The sequence below is a fragment of the Bradyrhizobium rifense genome (genome assembly GCF_008123425.1).
GTDB lineage: Bacteria > Pseudomonadota > Alphaproteobacteria > Rhizobiales > Xanthobacteraceae > Bradyrhizobium > Bradyrhizobium rifense.
In genome coordinates this window covers 1-15,266 of the sequence record NZ_VSSS01000110.1, presented here as the reverse complement: position 1 = coordinate 15,266, position 15,266 = coordinate 1, and the positions used below count along the sequence as shown (strand labels likewise).

The window sequence follows — 15,266 nt, the reverse complement described above, 5'->3', positions numbered from 1 at the left end:
CTGGCGCTTGTTACTGGTTGAGCAGTTTCAATGCTTCTTCGTGAACCCTGGCGTCGCCGGCCGCGACGATGCGGCCGCCGCCCTGGGCCGGCTTGCCTTCCCAGGTGGTGACGACGCCGCCGGCGCCGGTCACGATCGGGATCAGGGCCGCGATGTCGTAAGGCTTCAACTCGGTCTCGACCACGAGATCGACATGGCCGGCCGCCAGCATGCAATAGGAGTAGCAATCGCCGCCATAGCGCGACAGCCGCGCGCCCTGCTCGATCCGGCCGAAAATGGCGCGGTCGCGCTCGTTCATCAGCAGCGGAGAGGTGGTGTAGGTCGTTGCCTCTGACAACGAGGCGCAACGGCGGACCTGAAGCCGGCGCTCGCCGGAGGGGCCTTTATACGTGGCCGAGCCGTTGTCGCCGGAAAAGCGCTCGCCGATGAAGGGCTGGTGCATCATGCCGTAGACCGGCGAGCCCTTGTGCAGCAGCGCGATCAGCGTGCCCCAGATCGGAAAGCCGCCGATGAAGGACTTTGTGCCGTCGATGGGGTCGAGCACCCAGACATAATCAGCGTCCTCGCGCTCATTGCCGAATTCCTCGCCGACGATGCCGTGCTGGGGGAAGCTCGCCTTGATCAGCCGCCGCATCACCGCTTCCGCCGCGCGGTCGGCTTCCGTCACCGGATCGAAATCCTTGGTCTTGCTCTTGTCGTCGATCGACAGCGAGGTCCGGAAGAACGGCAGGATGGTTTCGCCGGAGGCGGTGGCAAGCCGGCCGATGAAGGCTGAGAAGTCGATCACCGTCACGGCGCATCCTCAAAACGAAAGTCGGGTGAAGCTTTCATCTGCCTAGCTCAAATCGCCTCTCGCGTGCAGCGCTGTCTCGATTTGCACCCTGGTATTTTGAATGCGGGCACCGGCCTGCCCAAGCGGACCACATGCCGAGCCATATGCTGGCCAAATATCGATCATTGAGTTGAAAACTTAGTTCCGAACATGCCTCGTTCGTATGCAAATGACTATCAACCCATTGAATTTCCTTATCAAAGAAACTGAATCTGGGTTTCTCTATGAGCAAACGAGCCATGTGTTTTTGCATGGGAAACGGCTCAAAAGCCCTTGCACTTTGTGCGGCGCGGCCGCATATTGTTGCGGTGCGGTAGCGCTCCTTGCGTTACCGCTGCCCTCCTTGGGCGTTTCCTCCCTAGACTTGGGCCGCTTCTTCATCAGAAGCGGCCCTTTTTTCTTATGTGCCTGTTTTCAGTTTAGCGCGCATACGCTTGCGAAGCGAAAACGCATTCGCACTTCTCGCAGCGCGCACGATCGTTCGAGAAGCAGTCGCGTCTATTCCGCCGCGGCCTGGAACGGGCCGAGATCGCCGAACGGGATCGTGGTCGCCAGCACATCGGCGAGGACGCCGAAGTCGCTCGCCACCTGCGCAAAGCGCGGGCCGCGCTCGCGCCGGCGCTCGTCCATGTAGATCGCGCGGTTGAACTCGAGCTGCACCGCGTGCAGGCCGCTCGCCGGATTGCCGTAATGCTCGGTGATGAAGCCGCCGGCATAAGGCTTGTTGCGGCCGATCGAATAGCCGAGCCCCGTCATGGTCTCCTCGACGCGGTCGGGCAGCAGCGGCGTGCAACTCGTGCCGTAACGGTCGCCGATCACGATGTCGGGCCGGCGCGGCTCGTCCCTGCTGACGCCGACCGACGGCATCGAATGGCAGTCGACCAGCACCACGGTGCCGAACATCTGGTGCACCTTGTTGATCAGCCGGCGCAGCGCGCGATGGTAGGGCTTGTACAGCGTCTCGATCCGCGCCAGCGCGTCGTCGACCAGGATGCGGTCGCGATAGATCTCCTGGCCGTCGCCGACCACGCGCGGAATGGTGCCCAGCCCGCCCGCGACCCGCATCGAGCGCGTGTTGGCAAAGCTCGGCAGCCGGCCGGTGAACATGCGGGGATCGAGCTCATAGGGCTCGCGATTGACGTCGACATAGGAGCGGGGAAAGTTCACCCGCACGGTCGGAAAGCCGCGATCGCTCAAGTGTCCGATCAGCTCGTCCATGAAGGAATCTTCGGACCGCCGAAGTTGCGGCAGGTCGATCCGCGATGCGCTCAGGAATTCGTCCGGATAGGTCGAGCCGGAATGGGGCGAGTTGAAGATAACAGGCGCGCGCCACTCGGCGGGCTCCACGATCTCGAAGGCTGGCGACACCTCGCCGTCAAACCGGGTCATCTTCTCAGGCTTCGTCCCTTCACGCCGCACGATCCGGCCAAAATCCATCAAGCCCCAGATCGAGTGATTCGGCCGATCGAGCGGCTCTTATGTGTCGTCATTGTCCGGAATCGCAACCATTCTGCCAAGCGAAAAGATGTGATCGGCGCTGGAACATGTCTTAACCGTGCGGGCAGGGAAGCGGGGATGCGCAGGCGCTGGTCGATTGATTCGCAGCCCGTTCGGGTTCACAAGGGGCCGCGCCGGTCGGGCCCAGGGTAAAGATTTTCACCCGAAATTTACCCTCTGTCGGGCTTAGTGACCTCTGCATATTCTTTGGGGATTCGACGTTCCTGCCATGGCAAAAATCCTGCTCGCCGAAGACGACAACGACATGCGCCGTTTCCTGGTCAAGGCGCTGGAAAACGCCGGTTTTCAGGTTTCGTCCCATGACAACGGCATGGCCGCCTATCAGCGGTTGCGGGAAGAGCCGTTCGAGATGCTCCTGACCGACATCGTGATGCCGGAGATGGACGGTATCGAGCTCGCCCGCCGGGCCTCGGAACTCGACCCCGACATCAAGATCATGTTCATCACCGGCTTCGCCGCGGTCGCCCTGAACTCGGATTCGGACGCCCCCAAGAACGCTAAGGTGCTGTCGAAACCCGTTCACCTGCGCGAATTGGTGAGCGAAGTGAACAAGATGCTGGCGGCCTAAATTGGCCCCCTTCCGTCCTTGCACCGGCTCCGCCGAGCCGTTATAGGGACCCCACCCGACGTCAATGGACTATTAGGGCACGTAGCTCAGCGGGAGAGCACTACCTTGACATGGTAGGGGTCACAGGTTCGATCCCTGTCGTGCCCACCATCCTTCGCTCGCGATGCGAGAGAAGGATGCCGCGCCGAAGCCCAAAGGGCGCAGGCGGGCTTGCATCCGCAAGCTTCGGCCAGGCAAGCCATTCCAAGCAACCGGTCAACGCGAAGCGTGTGACCACCAGCCCATCGCTAGGTGAGCAGGGTCATCACCTGGTCGATCACGGCCTGAACCTGCTTTGCATCGGAACCCTGGTGCGCGAGCGTCATCAGTCCGGTGTGCACCACCATGATCGTGTGCGCGGTGAGGTCGGGATCAAAGCCTTTCCTGAACTGGGCTCGGTCGGCGCGCAGGCGCGCGCGCAAAAGCTGCTCGAGGCGTCTGTTGTAGCGCTCGATGCTTTTGCGGACTTCTGTCTGGTCGAGCGAGCCGTCGGTCGCCGCGTTGATCGACAGGCAGCCCCGCGATCCCTTTGCGCCCGAGCAATACGGCACGAAGCCCGTGAGCCATTGCCGAATCACGTCGTGGGCCGGACCGGGCTGCGCCAGGACGCGTTCGGCCCAGCCGAGGATGCCGTCGTGATAACGATCGAGCACGCGCAGGAATAGCGCGCTCTTGTCGCCGAACGCCGCATAGAGGCTCGGTTTGGCGATGCCGCTCGCCGCCGTGATCTCGTCGAGTGATGCGGCCTGGTAGCCCTTGCGCAAAAACACCTTGCGCGCGACTTCGAGCACGTCGTCGGGATCGAAACTGCGTGGTCTTGCCATGCGATCTTTCTATGTACTTCCGCCGCGGATGTTAAGCCCTCAAGGAGACGTGACCGGATCAATCCGGCGCCTTTCTTGACGCTTCTCCAGTTGTGTACTACAAAGTACAGAATGAAGCGATGGGAGATGACAGATGAAGGCACTTCAGGTCGTAGCGTTTGGAAAGCCCGCTGATGCAGTGAAGCTGAACGACGTGCCCGACGTAGGCGCACCCGGCCCCGATGAAGTCGTGGTCGCTGTCGAAGCCGCCCCGATCAACGCCACTGACCTCATGATCATGGCGGGACGGTACGGATATCTGCCGCCGCTGCCGGGTACCCTCGGGATCGAGGGCGTCGGCCGCGTGGTCGCCACAGGCGCGAACGTGAAGACCCTGAAGGAGGGCGACCGAACCCTGATACCGATCCTGCGTCCGACCTGGACCGAGCGAGTGAAGTTCACCGCGTCGTGGCAGCGACCCTTGTCGCCGCAAGCAGATATTCAGCAGCTCGCGATGGTCGGGGTCAATCCGGCGACGGCGTACCTGTTGCTGACCGATATCGTGAAGATCCCGAACGGGGGCTGGGTGATCCAGAACGGCGCCAATTCGGCAACGGGGCGCGCGGTGATCGCAGTCGCGAAATCGTTGGGAATCAAGCTGGTGAACGTCGTTCGACGCGAGGACGTCGTGCCGGAACTGCGCGCTCTGGGAGCGGATGTGGTGCTCGTCGACGGCCCCGACCTGCAAAAGCGAGCGGCCAAGGAGACGGGTGGAGCGCCCATCCATCTGGCACTCGACATGGTCGGCGGCACGTCGACCCTGAATCTGATGAACTGCGTTGCCCCGAAGGGCGTGGTTGTTCTCTACAGCGCGATGAGCGGACAACCCTTCTCCGGCTCGAGTCTCAGCGCGATCTTTGCCGAGGTGTCCGTGCGCGGCTTCTGGCTCGTGCATTGGCAAAAGACCGCCAAGGATGAGACCATCGGTAAAATGTACGATCACCTGACCGGCCTGGTGACGTCGGGCGCGCTGACGGCGCCGGTCGTCGCGACATATGGCCTCGATCGATTTTCCGACGCGATCGCCCAGGCCGCAAGCTTCAAGGGCAAGGTGATCTTTACACCGAACCGAGCCTGATCGTAGATCGAAATTCCGCGCGCCCGCCGCGTTTCAAAACGAATTTCTATACCACGTAGTATAGAAGTGTGGACAAAGCCTGCTGCGATCCCCATGCCTGGAGAACAAGCCGATGCCGTCTCTATTCGACCCGCTTTCAATTGGTGATCTGACGCTTCCGAACCGCGTGATCATGGCGCCGTTGACAAGGCTCCGGGCCGACCAGAACAAGGTGCCGACGCCGATCATGGCGGACTATTACGCGCAGCGCGCGTCCGCCGGCCTGATCATCTCCGAAGGCGTTCCGGTTTCGCAGCAGGGGGTCGGCTATCGCGGTGTCGCCGGAATCTGGGCAGAGGAGCATGTGAGCGGTTGGCGCAACGTGACCAAGGCCGTGAAGGCTGCCGGGGGGCGGATCTTCATGCAGATCTGGCACGTGGGCCGGATTTCCGATCCGGAGTTTCACAATGGACAGGCACCGGTCGCACCGAGCGCGCTGGCGGCCAGAGGCAATGTCAGTCTGTTGCGCCCCGAGCGTCCCTTTGTCGTGCCGAGGCCGCTGCCGACGGAGGACGTCGCGGCCGTGGTCGGAGATTTTCGCCGGGCCGCGCAGTTTGCCGAGGCGGCGGGGTTCGACGGCGTCGAACTGCACGGTGCCAATGGCTATTTGCTCGATCAGTTTCTTCAGGATGGATCGAACCAGCGCACCGATCAGTATGGCGGCGCCATCGAAAACAGGGCGCGCCTCATGCTTGAAGCGGTCGATGCGACGATTGATGTCTGGGGACCGTCTCGCGTCGCCATGCATCTGGCGCCGCGGGCGGACGTGCACTCGATGGGCGACTCCGACCGGGCGGGTACGTTCGGTTACGTCGCGCGTGAGCTCGGGCGGCGCAGAATCGCGTTTCTCTGCGTCCGCGAGCATGTTGCGGCCGACAGCCTCGGTCCCCGTCTGAAGGCGGAGTTCGGTGGCGTCTACATCGCCAATGAAGGTTTTAACGCAACGACCGCGCAAGAGGCCCTTGATGCCGGATGGGCTGATGCCGTCGCCTTCGGCAAGGCCTTTATCGCCAATCCCGATCTTCCTGAACGGCTTCGCGCCGGTGCTCCGCTCAATGCCCCGCAGCCGGCGACGTTCTATGCGACCGGGCCCGAGGGCTACACCGACTATCCCTCCCTGCAATTGCAAGGCGTCGGCTGAGCCGGCTGGCTTGATGACATCTGTGCGGCCCGCACCTCCCGGAGAGATGCGGGCGGTCTGCGCCGGCGCTGCCGGCATGACCGAGGCCAGCGCCGGGACCAGGACCGTCGCTATTTCAGCTCCGTGTTCGCGACCGGCATGATGGACGCGACGTGCCAGCCGCTCGAGTCCTGGACATAGGTCTGGCTGATCAGGAACGTGTTTTGCTGCGGTGGCTTGCCCGGCAGGCCACGCGTGAAAACGATTGGCACCAGAACCTGCATCACGTCGTTCGAGATCACGGCAACCCGGAATTTCGACATGTCGGGTTCCAGATGCCAGGTGCCTTCATAGTATTCCTTGAACCGGGAGGCGACCGCATCGCGGCCTCGCGTATCGACGTTTCTCGCGAACAGCAGCGTGCCGGGCGAATCCAGCAGCATCGCCTTCACCGCGTCGGCGTCGTGCGCATTCTGCGCGGCAATGAATTTTTCGAAGATGGTTTTGGCCTCCGCGTCATTTGCGGCGGCCTGCGCTTGTGCGCCCGCGCCGATCGTCGTGACCAGAGCGAGCAGCATCGCAGCTGCCAGCGCGCTGCGACGTTTCGCCGACGGCCGTGGTGCGGCCAGGCCCGCCGATTTCATCGAATGGAACATGTTCACCTCGTTGTTTCGGCACCAGATCTGCCCGGCACGCCCCTTAATCATGACAATCATCATGTTTATATTCATGATAGGTATCATGTGAAATGACGACTCGTCACGAGGTGCGCAAATGAAAGTGAGCAAGGAGCAAGTGGCGGAGCATCGCACGCGGATCATGGTCGCAGCGGCGCGCCTGTTCCGGCAGCGCGGCTTCGACCACGTCACTGTGGCCGATGTGATGACGGAAGCCGGTCTGACGCACGGAGCCTTTTATGGGCACTTCCCGTCCAAGGAGGCCTTGATCGCGGAAGCTGTCGGGCACGCGCTGCCGTCGGTCGCCAACAGCCCGGACCCGCGCCGGCCGGCGGCGGACTACGCCGACGGCTATCTCAGCGTCCGGCACCGCAACAACCGCGCGACGAGTTGCCTGTTCTCGAGCCTCGGGACGGAAGCGGCGCGAGGCTCAGCCGATCTTCGGCACAGCATGACGCAGGCCATTCGCTACCGGATCGATTATCTGGCGGCAGATGTCGATGGCGGCACGTCTCATGCCAGACGTCGTGCAGCGATTGCGGCCTGGGCGTCGATGGTCGGCGCGATGGTGCTGGCTCGCATTGTCGACGACGACGAGTTTTCGAGAGAGATTCTGTCGGAAACGCGCGCGTCTTTGCCGCTGCGCTAAAGTATGATCCGCTCATCCTCGAACATGCGATGGGGCGGGCTGCTCCGCCCCATCGCAGTCCCTCTCACGTCAGCGGCAACAAATGCTCCGGGATCGGCACCGGGGCTGCCGGCACCAACGAGGCAACGGAGACGTGCGGCCAGGTCAGGCCGTTGAAATCCAGCATCACCTTCTGCGAGTATTGAATCTGCGTCGTCGCCACCCGGACGCGGCCGCCGGCGTAAGCCTTGTTGGGCACGAACGGCAGCGTGGCGACGAAGCTCGGCACCAGCGGCACAGTGCCCTTCTGCAGCGGCTGGAGGATGATCGGCGGCTCGCCCGACCCGATGCGCGGCACGTCGATGTCGTAAATCACCGTCTCGATCCAGAACACGGCATCCATCTGGAATGCGTTGGCGTTGGCACCATTGCCGCCCGGCGGCGGCGCCGGCACGCCCAGCAGGAACGCGATGTTCGAGGTGCCGCCGGCGAAGTTTGGCGCCTGCGGATGCGGTCCGGCCGAAGGGACGGCCGGCAACGGACCGCCTGATAGCGGCGAGTTGGGTTTGGTCGAGGTCTCGATGATGATGGTCTGGCTGATGGTCTGATGCGCGATCTGATGGCGCAGCACCGTGTTCGGATCGGTGATCATGGCCTGGGTGAGCTTGCCGGAAGCGATCAGCGCGGTGAGGTCCTGCGGCAGCCTGCGTGTGGTCTTGTTGGCCGCGGTCTGATTCTGGAACGTGAACTTGTTGGCCGGATTGCCGCCGAAAAACGGCGTGATGTCGACCGCCGCAATGGTCGGCTTGCCGGCCACCGCCGGCAGCGCGGTGCCTTGCGCGGTGATCGTCGTGCCGTGCGGGATCGAGGCCATGCGCGCGACGGTGAACGGTTCGTGCGGATTGGTGCTGGACGGTACCGCAAGCCAGATGCCGGGCTCGAAGTGAATGCCGACAGGCGTGCCTGTGGTCACGTCGTTGATGGTCTGCAGATAGGGCACGCCGTTCAGGAAGGCATCCGCCTGCGGCCCCGAGCCGCGATTGGGAATCGAGCCGAGATTGTTCGAGAACGACATCGTCTCATCGGTGAGATTCAGCTCCAGCACATTGTCGGGCGGGTCGGTGGTGTTGATCGGCCCCGGCATCTGGGTCGGCGTCGTCGCGCTGTCGGGCCGGAAGATCGTGTTGAATCCCTGTCCCGTGAATGTGCCGGCGAAGGCCGAGAGCGGCCCGAGCGTCGGCGGCAAGGTGACCGGCACGGCAGCGGGGACGGCAGCAGCGTGTGCGGCAGCCCTGAACACGCTGTCGACCTGGTGGATGGAGAAGTTTGCGGTTCTGTTGAAGGCGCTGGTAAGCGGCTTGGGTTCGTCCATGGGGCGTTCCTTTCGATGGCCGCAAGGGCGACCGTCGATGCCGGCGCTCTCCCGGGCCGGCGATCCGGGCTGATCAATGGCTTCTCTGTCTCAGGCCATGCCGCGCGCACGCGCGAGGCGGCCGTCGTATCGCCGGGAACGGCGAGACGTCGGAATTTTTTGAAACCGATCGCGATCTTCTGGCTCGTCGTCCGTCGCGGGGATCGTCGGTGTCACCCTGCGCGAAACAACGCTTTGTAAGGGGTGTTCAAAAATGAAATGATCAAAAGATACGGGGTCGTGCGCCCCGTTCGCCTTGGTTACATCCCGATTATGATACAACCTAAGAGATGCTTCAAGTGTGTTCCATTTCACAAGCGAAAGAGTCGCAGTCACGCAAACGATCGGCGTGAACGGCTTGAAGCCCAAGCCCGATCAGGCACACATCGAAGTATCGAAGACGAGCAGGCCGTCCATGAGCATATCGGTCATCGAACAGGCAAAGATCCAGGCGCAGGTTTTGGTGCCATTGGTCAAGGCGCTCCAGGCCGAGCTCGGCGAGGCGCGCGCGAATGCGCTGGTGCGCAACACGCTTGGGGATCTCTATCGCCGCTTCGGCGAGGCGTTCTGGACAGCGAAGAACGACACTAATCTCGGCCAGGCCGTCGCCTCCGCCTTCAGGACCTACGCGCGCGACGATGCGTTGGCCTATGACGTGATCGAGCAGACTCAGGATGCCTTCGCTTTTGATGTGAAGCGGTGCGCCTATGCCGAGTTCTACAAGGCGCTGGGCGAGCCGGAGCTCGGATTCCTCATGGTCTGCACCGCCGATTTTGCGACCGCCGAAGGGTTCGGCCCCGACATCAAGCTCACGCGGACGCAGACCATCATGCAAGGTGCCGATCATTGCGACTTCCGCTACCGGCGCGTTGCGGACGAATCGAGGAAGGGAAAGTGAATGATGCGGACGATTTGTCTTGCCGCGGCGGCTCTCGCGCTGATGGCATCAAGCGCCGATGCGGCGATGATCGACTGGCAGGCCGAGCTGCAGCGCTGCCGCGCAGTGCGCGAGGCCGTGGCGCCACTGCTTCAGGCCGGCGAGGGGATCTCCGCGGTGGGGCGCTCCAATCGATCCGTCCGTCGCTGCATCTGGATCCAGCGCATCGCACTACGCAAGAAAATCCCCGGCGCGGAGACGTGGTAGAGGCGGCAGTCAGTCGCGCTTGAGCAGCAAATCCTTCAGCCCGCTCGGATAGAGGCTCGGTCCACCCGGCACGTCGAGATCGGCGAGGTCGAACCAGCGGGCGACGATCTCCTCTCCGTTGTCCTCGCGGAAGTCGATGCGGTCCTGGCCGGCGAACGCGCGTTGTGGAAACGCGACCTCGGCGATGAACATCACCTCGTGCCCGGTCGCGCCTTCGTGGACAAAAATGTTCTCCATCGTCAGCGGCTCGCTTGTGATGGTGATTTCGATGCCGAGCTCTTCGTTGAATTCCCGCACGAGCGCAGTCCGCCAGCTCTCACCGAACTCGATCTCAACGCCGAGCGGGCGCGCGCCCTTGATCCCTCCCGCATCGTCCCGCACTTCAGCCGCAAGCAGCCGCCCGCCCCGCCAGTGCAGGCCGATCGCGACGACCCGGATATGGGGATGAGGGCGCCATGTGGTCATGGAGCATCGTTAATCGGTGCCACACGCTTTCGCAACACGGCAACGGCCTCTCCCCGTCACCCTGACGAGCCCGCGAAAGCGGGCGTCTCGAAGGATGGCCGCAAGGAAATCGCGTAGATCACGCCACCGCATATTTCCTCACCGCCGTCTCGTCCCATTCAATCCCGTTGCCCGGCTCCTCGCCCGGCAGCGCAAACCCATCCTTGATCTTCAACCGCGTGGCCAGCACCGCGTCGGCCCAGTCGACATATTCCAGCCAATGCGCTGATGGGGTCACGCAGAGCAGATGTGCGCTGACCTCCGAGAACAGATGAGTCGACATCTCGATGCCGGCGGCATGCGCCAGTGACGCCGCGCGCAGCCACCCGGTGACGCCGCCGATGCGCTGCACGTCGGGCATCACGTAGTCGCAGGCCTCCGCCGACAGCGCGGTCTGCATCGAAAACGCGCTGTCGAAATTCTCGCCGATCTGGACCGGTGTACGCAGCGCGTCCGCAATGCGGGCGCAGCCCTCATAGTCGTCGTGGCGGATCGGCTCCTCGATCCAGGTCAGCCCTTCGTCGTCGAGCATCTCGCCGCGGCGGATGGCTTCGGTTACCGTCAGCGCCTGGTTGTAGTCGCACATCAGCGTCACTTCGTCGCCGACGGCCTTGCGCACTGCGCGCACCACGGCGAGATCGTCGCGCGCCTCGGGCCGGCCGACGCGAATCTTTGCGGCGTGAAAGCCCTCGGCCAGCAGCTTTTGGGCCTCCTCCATCGCGGCGCCCGCGGGCATGATGCCGAGCCCCTTCGAATTGTAAGCCTTCACCGGCTTCGGCGCGCCGCCGAGCAGGCGCGCGAGCGGCAGGCCGCGGGCCCGCGCCAGCGCGTCCCACGCCGCCATGTCGATGCCGGATTGCGCCAGCCGTTGCAGCCCGGCGAGCCCGAGCAGCGTGAAACGCTGGGTCAGCTTGCGTTCGATGTCGAACGGCAGCAGTTCGTCGCCCGCCAGCAGCTCTGACATTTCCGTGACCATCGCGGTCAGCGGCTTCAGGGCCGACGGCGTGATCGAGAACAGATAGGCGTGCCCGACCGCACCCTGGTCGGTTTCGCAGTCGATCAGCACCAGCGGCGCTTTCGTGACCGCACCGGTCGAGGTTTTGAGCGGCAAATTCATCGGCGCGATCACGGGGCGCGCGTTGAAGCGCCTGATGCGGATGGTCTCGGTCATGGGATCTCCCGGCGGGGTGAATGCAGGTTCATGCGCGATCTTAAACGTTCATCATGAAACGAAAAGGTGTCTGCCGCGACCCTCGATCCTGCGGTCGTGAAGTCCGGCGACGCCGCGCGGGTCCGGTCGCTCCTGGAAAGCGCGCTGGCCTCGCTGAAGCCGGCGTGAGGCGCGAGCTTGCGTCGTCGCTTTTCTGATCGAGAGAGTCCCTGTGTGGTACCCCTCTCCCTAACCCTCCCCCCTTGCGGGGGAGGACAGGGGAGAGGGGTGGCTCAGCAAAAGGTGCACGTGAAAGAGCTCACCGCGCCGCGCCTTCCGTGAACGCTGTCTCGATCACCGCCCCAAACGGCTGCCAGGAACGGCCGTCGAACTGGACCAGCCGCGTCTGCTTGATCGGCAGATAGCTGTCGGGTGACGTATTCATCCTGATGCTGGGCAGAGCAACGGAGGGGTGATAATCCCGCAGCGAAGCGGCCTGGCGCATGATGTTGTCGCGCGAGAAGTCGTCGCCGCATTGCTTCAGCACCTGCGTCATCGCCTCGGCCGCGGCGTAGCCATAGAGCGCGGCACTGTTGTTGGTGCTTTCGACGTGATGATACTTATCCATGAAGGCGAACCAGTCCTTCATGGCAGGATCGTCTTTCCATGCGGGATCGCTCGGATCCTTCAGGAAAGCCGTCGAGATCACGCCGGCCGAATTCTGCAGGCCGGCAGGAGCCATCGCATTGGCGATCGAGGCGGAGGCATCGTTGACGATGATGACCGGGTGCCAGTTGAGCGCCGCAGCCAGCTTGATCACCTGGGCCGCCGTCGACGGCACGCCGAGAAAGACGAAAACATCGGCGCCCGTGCGCTTGAGGATCGAGACGTGCCCTTCGAGATGCTCATCGGCAATGTCGAAGGCGATGTCGACGAGGATAAGACGGTTCAGGCTGCCAAGACCTTCCTCGATGCCCTTGAGGAGCGCGCGTCCGAACTGGTCGTTCTGCCACAGCACCACGATCTTGCGATGCGGATAATAGGCCTGGATGTAGTTGGCGTAGATGCGCCCCTCTGATCGGAACGCCGGCTGCCAGCCCATGGTCCAGGGAAACGCCTTGGCCTGGCTCAGCTCCTCATCACCGGAGGCGACGAACAGCTGCGGGACCTTCTTCTCGTTCAGATACCAGCGCGTGGCCAGGTTGCCGGGCGTGCCGAACGATCCGAACATCAAGTGCACGTCATCCTTCTCGATCAGGTTGCGGGTCAGCTCCAGTGCGGTCGTCGGGTCGGAATTGTCGTCGCGGGTGATGAAGCGGACCTTGCGTCCGTTGATGCCGCCGCGATCGTTGATCATGTCGAAATAGGCGGCCTCTGCCTGGCCGATCGCGCCGAATTCCGAGAGCGGTCCCGAATACGGCATGAGATTGCCGATACGGATTTCGTTGTCGGGCGCGGGTTGATCGGAACGCTGCTCCGACATCGCCCCGAGCGAGGCGAGAGCGGCGATCAAAACGAACAGCAGTCTGCCGGTGACGCGCATGCTCGACACCTTGTCGTTGGCCCCCAACGAAGTCGGCTCGTTCCGCACCCAGACGAGTTGATCTACGTCAATCGTTTGTCAATCCTGTGGCTGAGTGGCGTGGTCGAAGCGGCAGGCGTGCTGACACGCCGTCAATTGAGAGAGTATGCCGTGTAGCACCCCTCTCCCTAGCCCTGCCCGCAAGGGGGGAGGGAACGCACCTTCGTTGTGGCGAATGACTTGATCCAAAACGCGCGAGCGATGAGCGCAGATCTCGCGGCACGGCACACTGCGCTCCCTCCCCCCTTGTGGGGGAGGGCGGGGGAGAGGGGTAGCTCGGAAAATGGTGCGAATAGTCGTCGCGTCGCCCGCTACGGCAGCCCCCGCGCCTCCAGCTGCTTCACCAACAGCAGGGTCGGCTCGGCCAGGCTGTCGCCCGAGCCATCCAGCCCGAACGCGGCGGCGATGCTGTCGCGGCTGCGTAGCAGCGTCGCGCGTGGGCAGTGGCCGGCGCCGCACAGCGTCTTCTTCAGGGTCTCGCCCTGCGCCACGAGGTTCGCGGGATCGTCCGCGGACCAGGCCAGCACGATCGGCACGTCGACGTTGAGGATGCCGGGAAACACCGAGCGCTTGTCGTATTGAGCGGCATCCGTGCCGAGATAGGCCTTCTCGCTGTCACTGGCGTCCTTGCCGGCGCGGTAGATGCCGGACACCAGCACGATCGCCGCGACATCGGCCCGGTCGGTCTGGAGCTCGGGATGCGCCAAAAGGCTCGCGACATGGAAGGCGCCGGCGCCATAGCCGACCGCGACGATCTCGCGGGCGTCGCCGTTGAACAGGTCGATATTGCCGTGGATCCAGGACAGCGCCGCCGCGACGTCGGTTGCGCCCATCGGCCAGGTTGCTGCGGGCGCCAGGCGGTAGTTCGCGCGCACCCCGATCATCCCGTTGCGCGCGGCGAAGCACATCGCCTCGTCCTGGATGTCGCGAGCCAGGTCCGGCGCGCCGCGGTTGCCGGTAAACGTGTCGCCGGCCACGAACAGCAGCACCGGCCGCGGCGTGTCCGCCTTGGTGCTCTCGCTGATCGCGACATCGAGCACATTGGCCTCGCTATCGCCATAGCGCAGGCCGCGCGAGAAGGTGACCTGCTCGCACAGGCGTGCGACGCCGCCGGCCGTCGTGTCGTTATCGGTGAGGCCGACCGGCACCAGATCGGACGGCACGGTCGGTCGTGCCGGAAGCGGGCCATGCGCGGAGGCCGCCGTTACGGTCAGAACAAGCAAAAATGCGAGATAATTCTTCATCATCGTGGGGCCGGCTTTGGGCGCTTGATATTGGTGCGCCGGTTTGGCCTGTCTTCTCAATTCGCCTTATTACGTCGTCTTGTCAGTTCATCTTGCGGCGATTTCACGGCACCTTTGGTTCGCCCTCGCACGCCCGGTTCAATTTGCCGGCTGGAACGTGCAATCCGCCCCACTGCCGTCCTTCTGCTTGATCGCATTGGGGTCGATCGTGCAGCTCAGCTTGCTCAGGCTCTCGAAATTCGATCCCGCCGCGCCATCGGGCGGAATGCCCGCCAGGGCCTCGGTCGCGAAGATCTCGTTGGCCGTGGATCCGTTCACGGTCTTGACCTTCTTGCCGAAGGTGACTTCGCAGTTGCGCAAGGTGATGTCGACATTGCTGGTGCGGCAGACGATTCTATCCGCGGTCACCATGATCGGCTTCTTGTAGGGGATGTCGGCGTTGGCGGCGAACAGCATCGCCACCGCCTTCTTCTCGGCGCCCGACAGGATCGGCGATAGCGGCGCGATCACGCCCGCCAGCGCCAGCGCCGTGGAGCCCGAGACTTTGGAGGGCGCAGCGCCAGCGCCATTGGCATCGGCGACGTGGGCCGCGCCAGCGACAAGGACAGCGCCAGCGAGACAGGCCGAGATCGCGAGTTTCATTGGCGTTTCTCCTCTCCGGGCACGGCTTTGCCGCCACAAGACGGCACAGCCTATGACAGATTTCCCATCTCGGGGAGGGCTATAGTCGCAGTCTGGGAAGAGATGAGCGTGGCGAAGTCACTTGCTGTGTACTCACAAGGGGTCGGACGGAAGTCCGCTTCCGAGAGCGCAGCGGACCACTTGTGCTCAAAGTGAATTCTTCGGCCTTTGACCCTGGCTGTGTGAAA

At 63.4% G+C, this 15,266-nt stretch carries 16 protein-coding genes and 1 tRNA gene; 7 read left to right on the top strand and 10 right to left on the bottom strand.

Annotated elements, in window-relative coordinates; genetic code table 11:
- Positions 1–10: 10 nt before the first annotated feature.
- Complete coding sequence (gene hisN / locus FXB40_RS46760) at positions 11–793, bottom strand: histidinol-phosphatase (RefSeq protein WP_148778999.1); 783 nt, start codon at positions 791–793, stop codon at positions 11–13.
- A gap of 537 nt (positions 794–1,330) precedes the next feature.
- On the bottom strand, positions 1,331–2,221 hold the full coding sequence (locus FXB40_RS46755) for an N-formylglutamate amidohydrolase (RefSeq protein WP_148778998.1): 891 nt from the start codon (positions 2,219–2,221) through the stop codon (positions 1,331–1,333).
- Between the two features lie 337 nt (positions 2,222–2,558).
- Here FXB40_RS46755 and cpdR point away from each other — a divergent pair, with 337 nt between their 5' ends.
- Entirely contained in the window at positions 2,559–2,918 is a 360-nt protein-coding gene (gene cpdR, locus FXB40_RS46745) for a cell cycle two-component system response regulator CpdR (protein ID WP_028179810.1), read from the top strand.
- A gap of 75 nt (positions 2,919–2,993) precedes the next feature.
- A tRNA-Val gene (locus FXB40_RS46740) sits at positions 2,994–3,068 on the top strand.
- A 137-nt stretch (positions 3,069–3,205) separates the two neighbouring features.
- On the opposite strand, the gene FXB40_RS46735 is transcribed toward FXB40_RS46740, so the two are convergent.
- Positions 3,206–3,781: a TetR/AcrR family transcriptional regulator gene (locus FXB40_RS46735; protein WP_148778997.1), complete on the bottom strand. Its 576-nt coding sequence runs from the start codon at positions 3,779–3,781 to the stop codon at positions 3,206–3,208.
- A gap of 133 nt (positions 3,782–3,914) precedes the next feature.
- Between FXB40_RS46735 and FXB40_RS46730 the strand changes: the two genes are divergently transcribed.
- Together FXB40_RS46730 and FXB40_RS46725 are read left to right on the top strand one after the other, a co-directional pair.
- A complete protein-coding gene (locus FXB40_RS46730) occupies positions 3,915–4,898 on the top strand; it encodes a zinc-dependent alcohol dehydrogenase family protein (RefSeq protein WP_148778996.1) in 984 nt (327 codons plus the stop codon).
- A 112-nt stretch (positions 4,899–5,010) separates the two neighbouring features.
- Complete coding sequence (locus FXB40_RS46725) at positions 5,011–6,078, top strand: alkene reductase (protein WP_148778995.1); 1,068 nt, start codon at positions 5,011–5,013, stop codon at positions 6,076–6,078.
- A 110-nt stretch (positions 6,079–6,188) separates the two neighbouring features.
- Here the strand turns inward: FXB40_RS46725 and FXB40_RS46720 are convergent, their stop codons facing one another.
- The gene (locus FXB40_RS46720; protein WP_246208384.1) at positions 6,189–6,713 is read right to left on the bottom strand and encodes a YybH family protein; all 525 of its coding nucleotides are present in this window, start codon (positions 6,711–6,713) and stop codon (positions 6,189–6,191) included.
- A gap of 118 nt (positions 6,714–6,831) precedes the next feature.
- Between FXB40_RS46720 and FXB40_RS46715 the strand changes: the two genes are divergently transcribed.
- Positions 6,832–7,383, top strand: a complete 552-nt coding sequence (locus tag FXB40_RS46715) for a TetR/AcrR family transcriptional regulator (protein WP_148778994.1) — start codon at positions 6,832–6,834, stop codon at positions 7,381–7,383.
- 64 nt (positions 7,384–7,447) lie between these two features.
- Here FXB40_RS46715 and FXB40_RS46710 read toward each other — a convergent pair whose 3' ends face one another.
- Positions 7,448–8,734 carry a heme-binding protein gene (locus tag FXB40_RS46710; protein ID WP_148778993.1) on the bottom strand — a complete coding sequence of 429 codons (1,287 nt, stop codon included), beginning with the start codon at positions 8,732–8,734 and terminating at the stop codon, positions 7,448–7,450.
- A gap of 454 nt (positions 8,735–9,188) precedes the next feature.
- On the opposite strand from FXB40_RS46710, the gene FXB40_RS46705 reads away from it, so the two are divergent.
- Positions 9,189–9,671: an L-2-amino-thiazoline-4-carboxylic acid hydrolase gene (locus tag FXB40_RS46705; RefSeq protein WP_148778992.1), complete on the top strand. Its 483-nt coding sequence runs from the start codon at positions 9,189–9,191 to the stop codon at positions 9,669–9,671.
- Positions 9,672–9,917 carry a hypothetical protein gene (locus tag FXB40_RS46700; RefSeq protein ID WP_187437607.1) on the top strand — a complete coding sequence of 82 codons (246 nt, stop codon included), beginning with the start codon at positions 9,672–9,674 and terminating at the stop codon, positions 9,915–9,917.
- 9 nt (positions 9,918–9,926) lie between these two features.
- On the opposite strand, the gene FXB40_RS46695 is transcribed toward FXB40_RS46700, so the two are convergent.
- The 5 genes from FXB40_RS46695 to FXB40_RS46675 all read right to left on the bottom strand — a co-directional run bounded on the left by FXB40_RS46695 (position 9,927) and on the right by FXB40_RS46675 (position 15,039).
- Positions 9,927–10,382 (bottom strand): NUDIX hydrolase, encoded by a 456-nt coding sequence (locus FXB40_RS46695; RefSeq protein WP_148778991.1) that lies wholly within the window; start codon positions 10,380–10,382, stop codon positions 9,927–9,929.
- A gap of 118 nt (positions 10,383–10,500) precedes the next feature.
- Entirely contained in the window at positions 10,501–11,592 is a 1,092-nt protein-coding gene (locus tag FXB40_RS46690) for an enolase C-terminal domain-like protein (protein ID WP_148778990.1), read from the bottom strand.
- Between the two features lie 298 nt (positions 11,593–11,890).
- Positions 11,891–13,114 carry an ABC transporter substrate-binding protein gene (locus tag FXB40_RS46685; protein WP_187437606.1) on the bottom strand — a complete coding sequence of 408 codons (1,224 nt, stop codon included), beginning with the start codon at positions 13,112–13,114 and terminating at the stop codon, positions 11,891–11,893.
- A 350-nt stretch (positions 13,115–13,464) separates the two neighbouring features.
- Positions 13,465–14,397, bottom strand: coding sequence for an alpha/beta hydrolase (locus FXB40_RS46680; RefSeq protein ID WP_148778988.1), 933 nt, complete (start codon positions 14,395–14,397; stop codon positions 13,465–13,467).
- 138 nt (positions 14,398–14,535) lie between these two features.
- The gene (locus FXB40_RS46675; RefSeq protein WP_148778987.1) at positions 14,536–15,039 is read right to left on the bottom strand and encodes a hypothetical protein; all 504 of its coding nucleotides are present in this window, start codon (positions 15,037–15,039) and stop codon (positions 14,536–14,538) included.
- Positions 15,040–15,266: the final 227 nt, after the last annotated feature.

Coding starts and splice junctions, on each gene's coding strand:
- FXB40_RS46715 (WP_148778994.1), top strand. CDS start 6,832: ATGAAAGTGAGCAAGGAGCAAGTGGCGGAGCATCGCACGCGGATCATG.
- cpdR (WP_028179810.1), top strand. CDS start 2,559: ATGGCAAAAATCCTGCTCGCCGAAGACGACAACGACATGCGCCGTTTC.
- FXB40_RS46710 (WP_148778993.1), bottom strand. CDS start 8,734: ATGGACGAACCCAAGCCGCTTACCAGCGCCTTCAACAGAACCGCAAAC.
- FXB40_RS46690 (WP_148778990.1), bottom strand. CDS start 11,592: ATGACCGAGACCATCCGCATCAGGCGCTTCAACGCGCGCCCCGTGATC.
- FXB40_RS46675 (WP_148778987.1), bottom strand. CDS start 15,039: ATGAAACTCGCGATCTCGGCCTGTCTCGCTGGCGCTGTCCTTGTCGCT.
- FXB40_RS46685 (WP_187437606.1), bottom strand. CDS start 13,114: ATGCGCGTCACCGGCAGACTGCTGTTCGTTTTGATCGCCGCTCTCGCC.
- FXB40_RS46680 (WP_148778988.1), bottom strand. CDS start 14,397: ATGAAGAATTATCTCGCATTTTTGCTTGTTCTGACCGTAACGGCGGCC.
- FXB40_RS46700 (WP_187437607.1), top strand. CDS start 9,672: ATGATGCGGACGATTTGTCTTGCCGCGGCGGCTCTCGCGCTGATGGCA.
- FXB40_RS46735 (WP_148778997.1), bottom strand. CDS start 3,781: ATGGCAAGACCACGCAGTTTCGATCCCGACGACGTGCTCGAAGTCGCG.
- FXB40_RS46705 (WP_148778992.1), top strand. CDS start 9,189: ATGAGCATATCGGTCATCGAACAGGCAAAGATCCAGGCGCAGGTTTTG.
- FXB40_RS46720 (WP_246208384.1), bottom strand. CDS start 6,713: ATGTTCCATTCGATGAAATCGGCGGGCCTGGCCGCACCACGGCCGTCG.
- FXB40_RS46755 (WP_148778998.1), bottom strand. CDS start 2,221: ATGACCCGGTTTGACGGCGAGGTGTCGCCAGCCTTCGAGATCGTGGAG.
- FXB40_RS46695 (WP_148778991.1), bottom strand. CDS start 10,382: ATGACCACATGGCGCCCTCATCCCCATATCCGGGTCGTCGCGATCGGC.
- FXB40_RS46725 (WP_148778995.1), top strand. CDS start 5,011: ATGCCGTCTCTATTCGACCCGCTTTCAATTGGTGATCTGACGCTTCCG.
- FXB40_RS46730 (WP_148778996.1), top strand. CDS start 3,915: ATGAAGGCACTTCAGGTCGTAGCGTTTGGAAAGCCCGCTGATGCAGTG.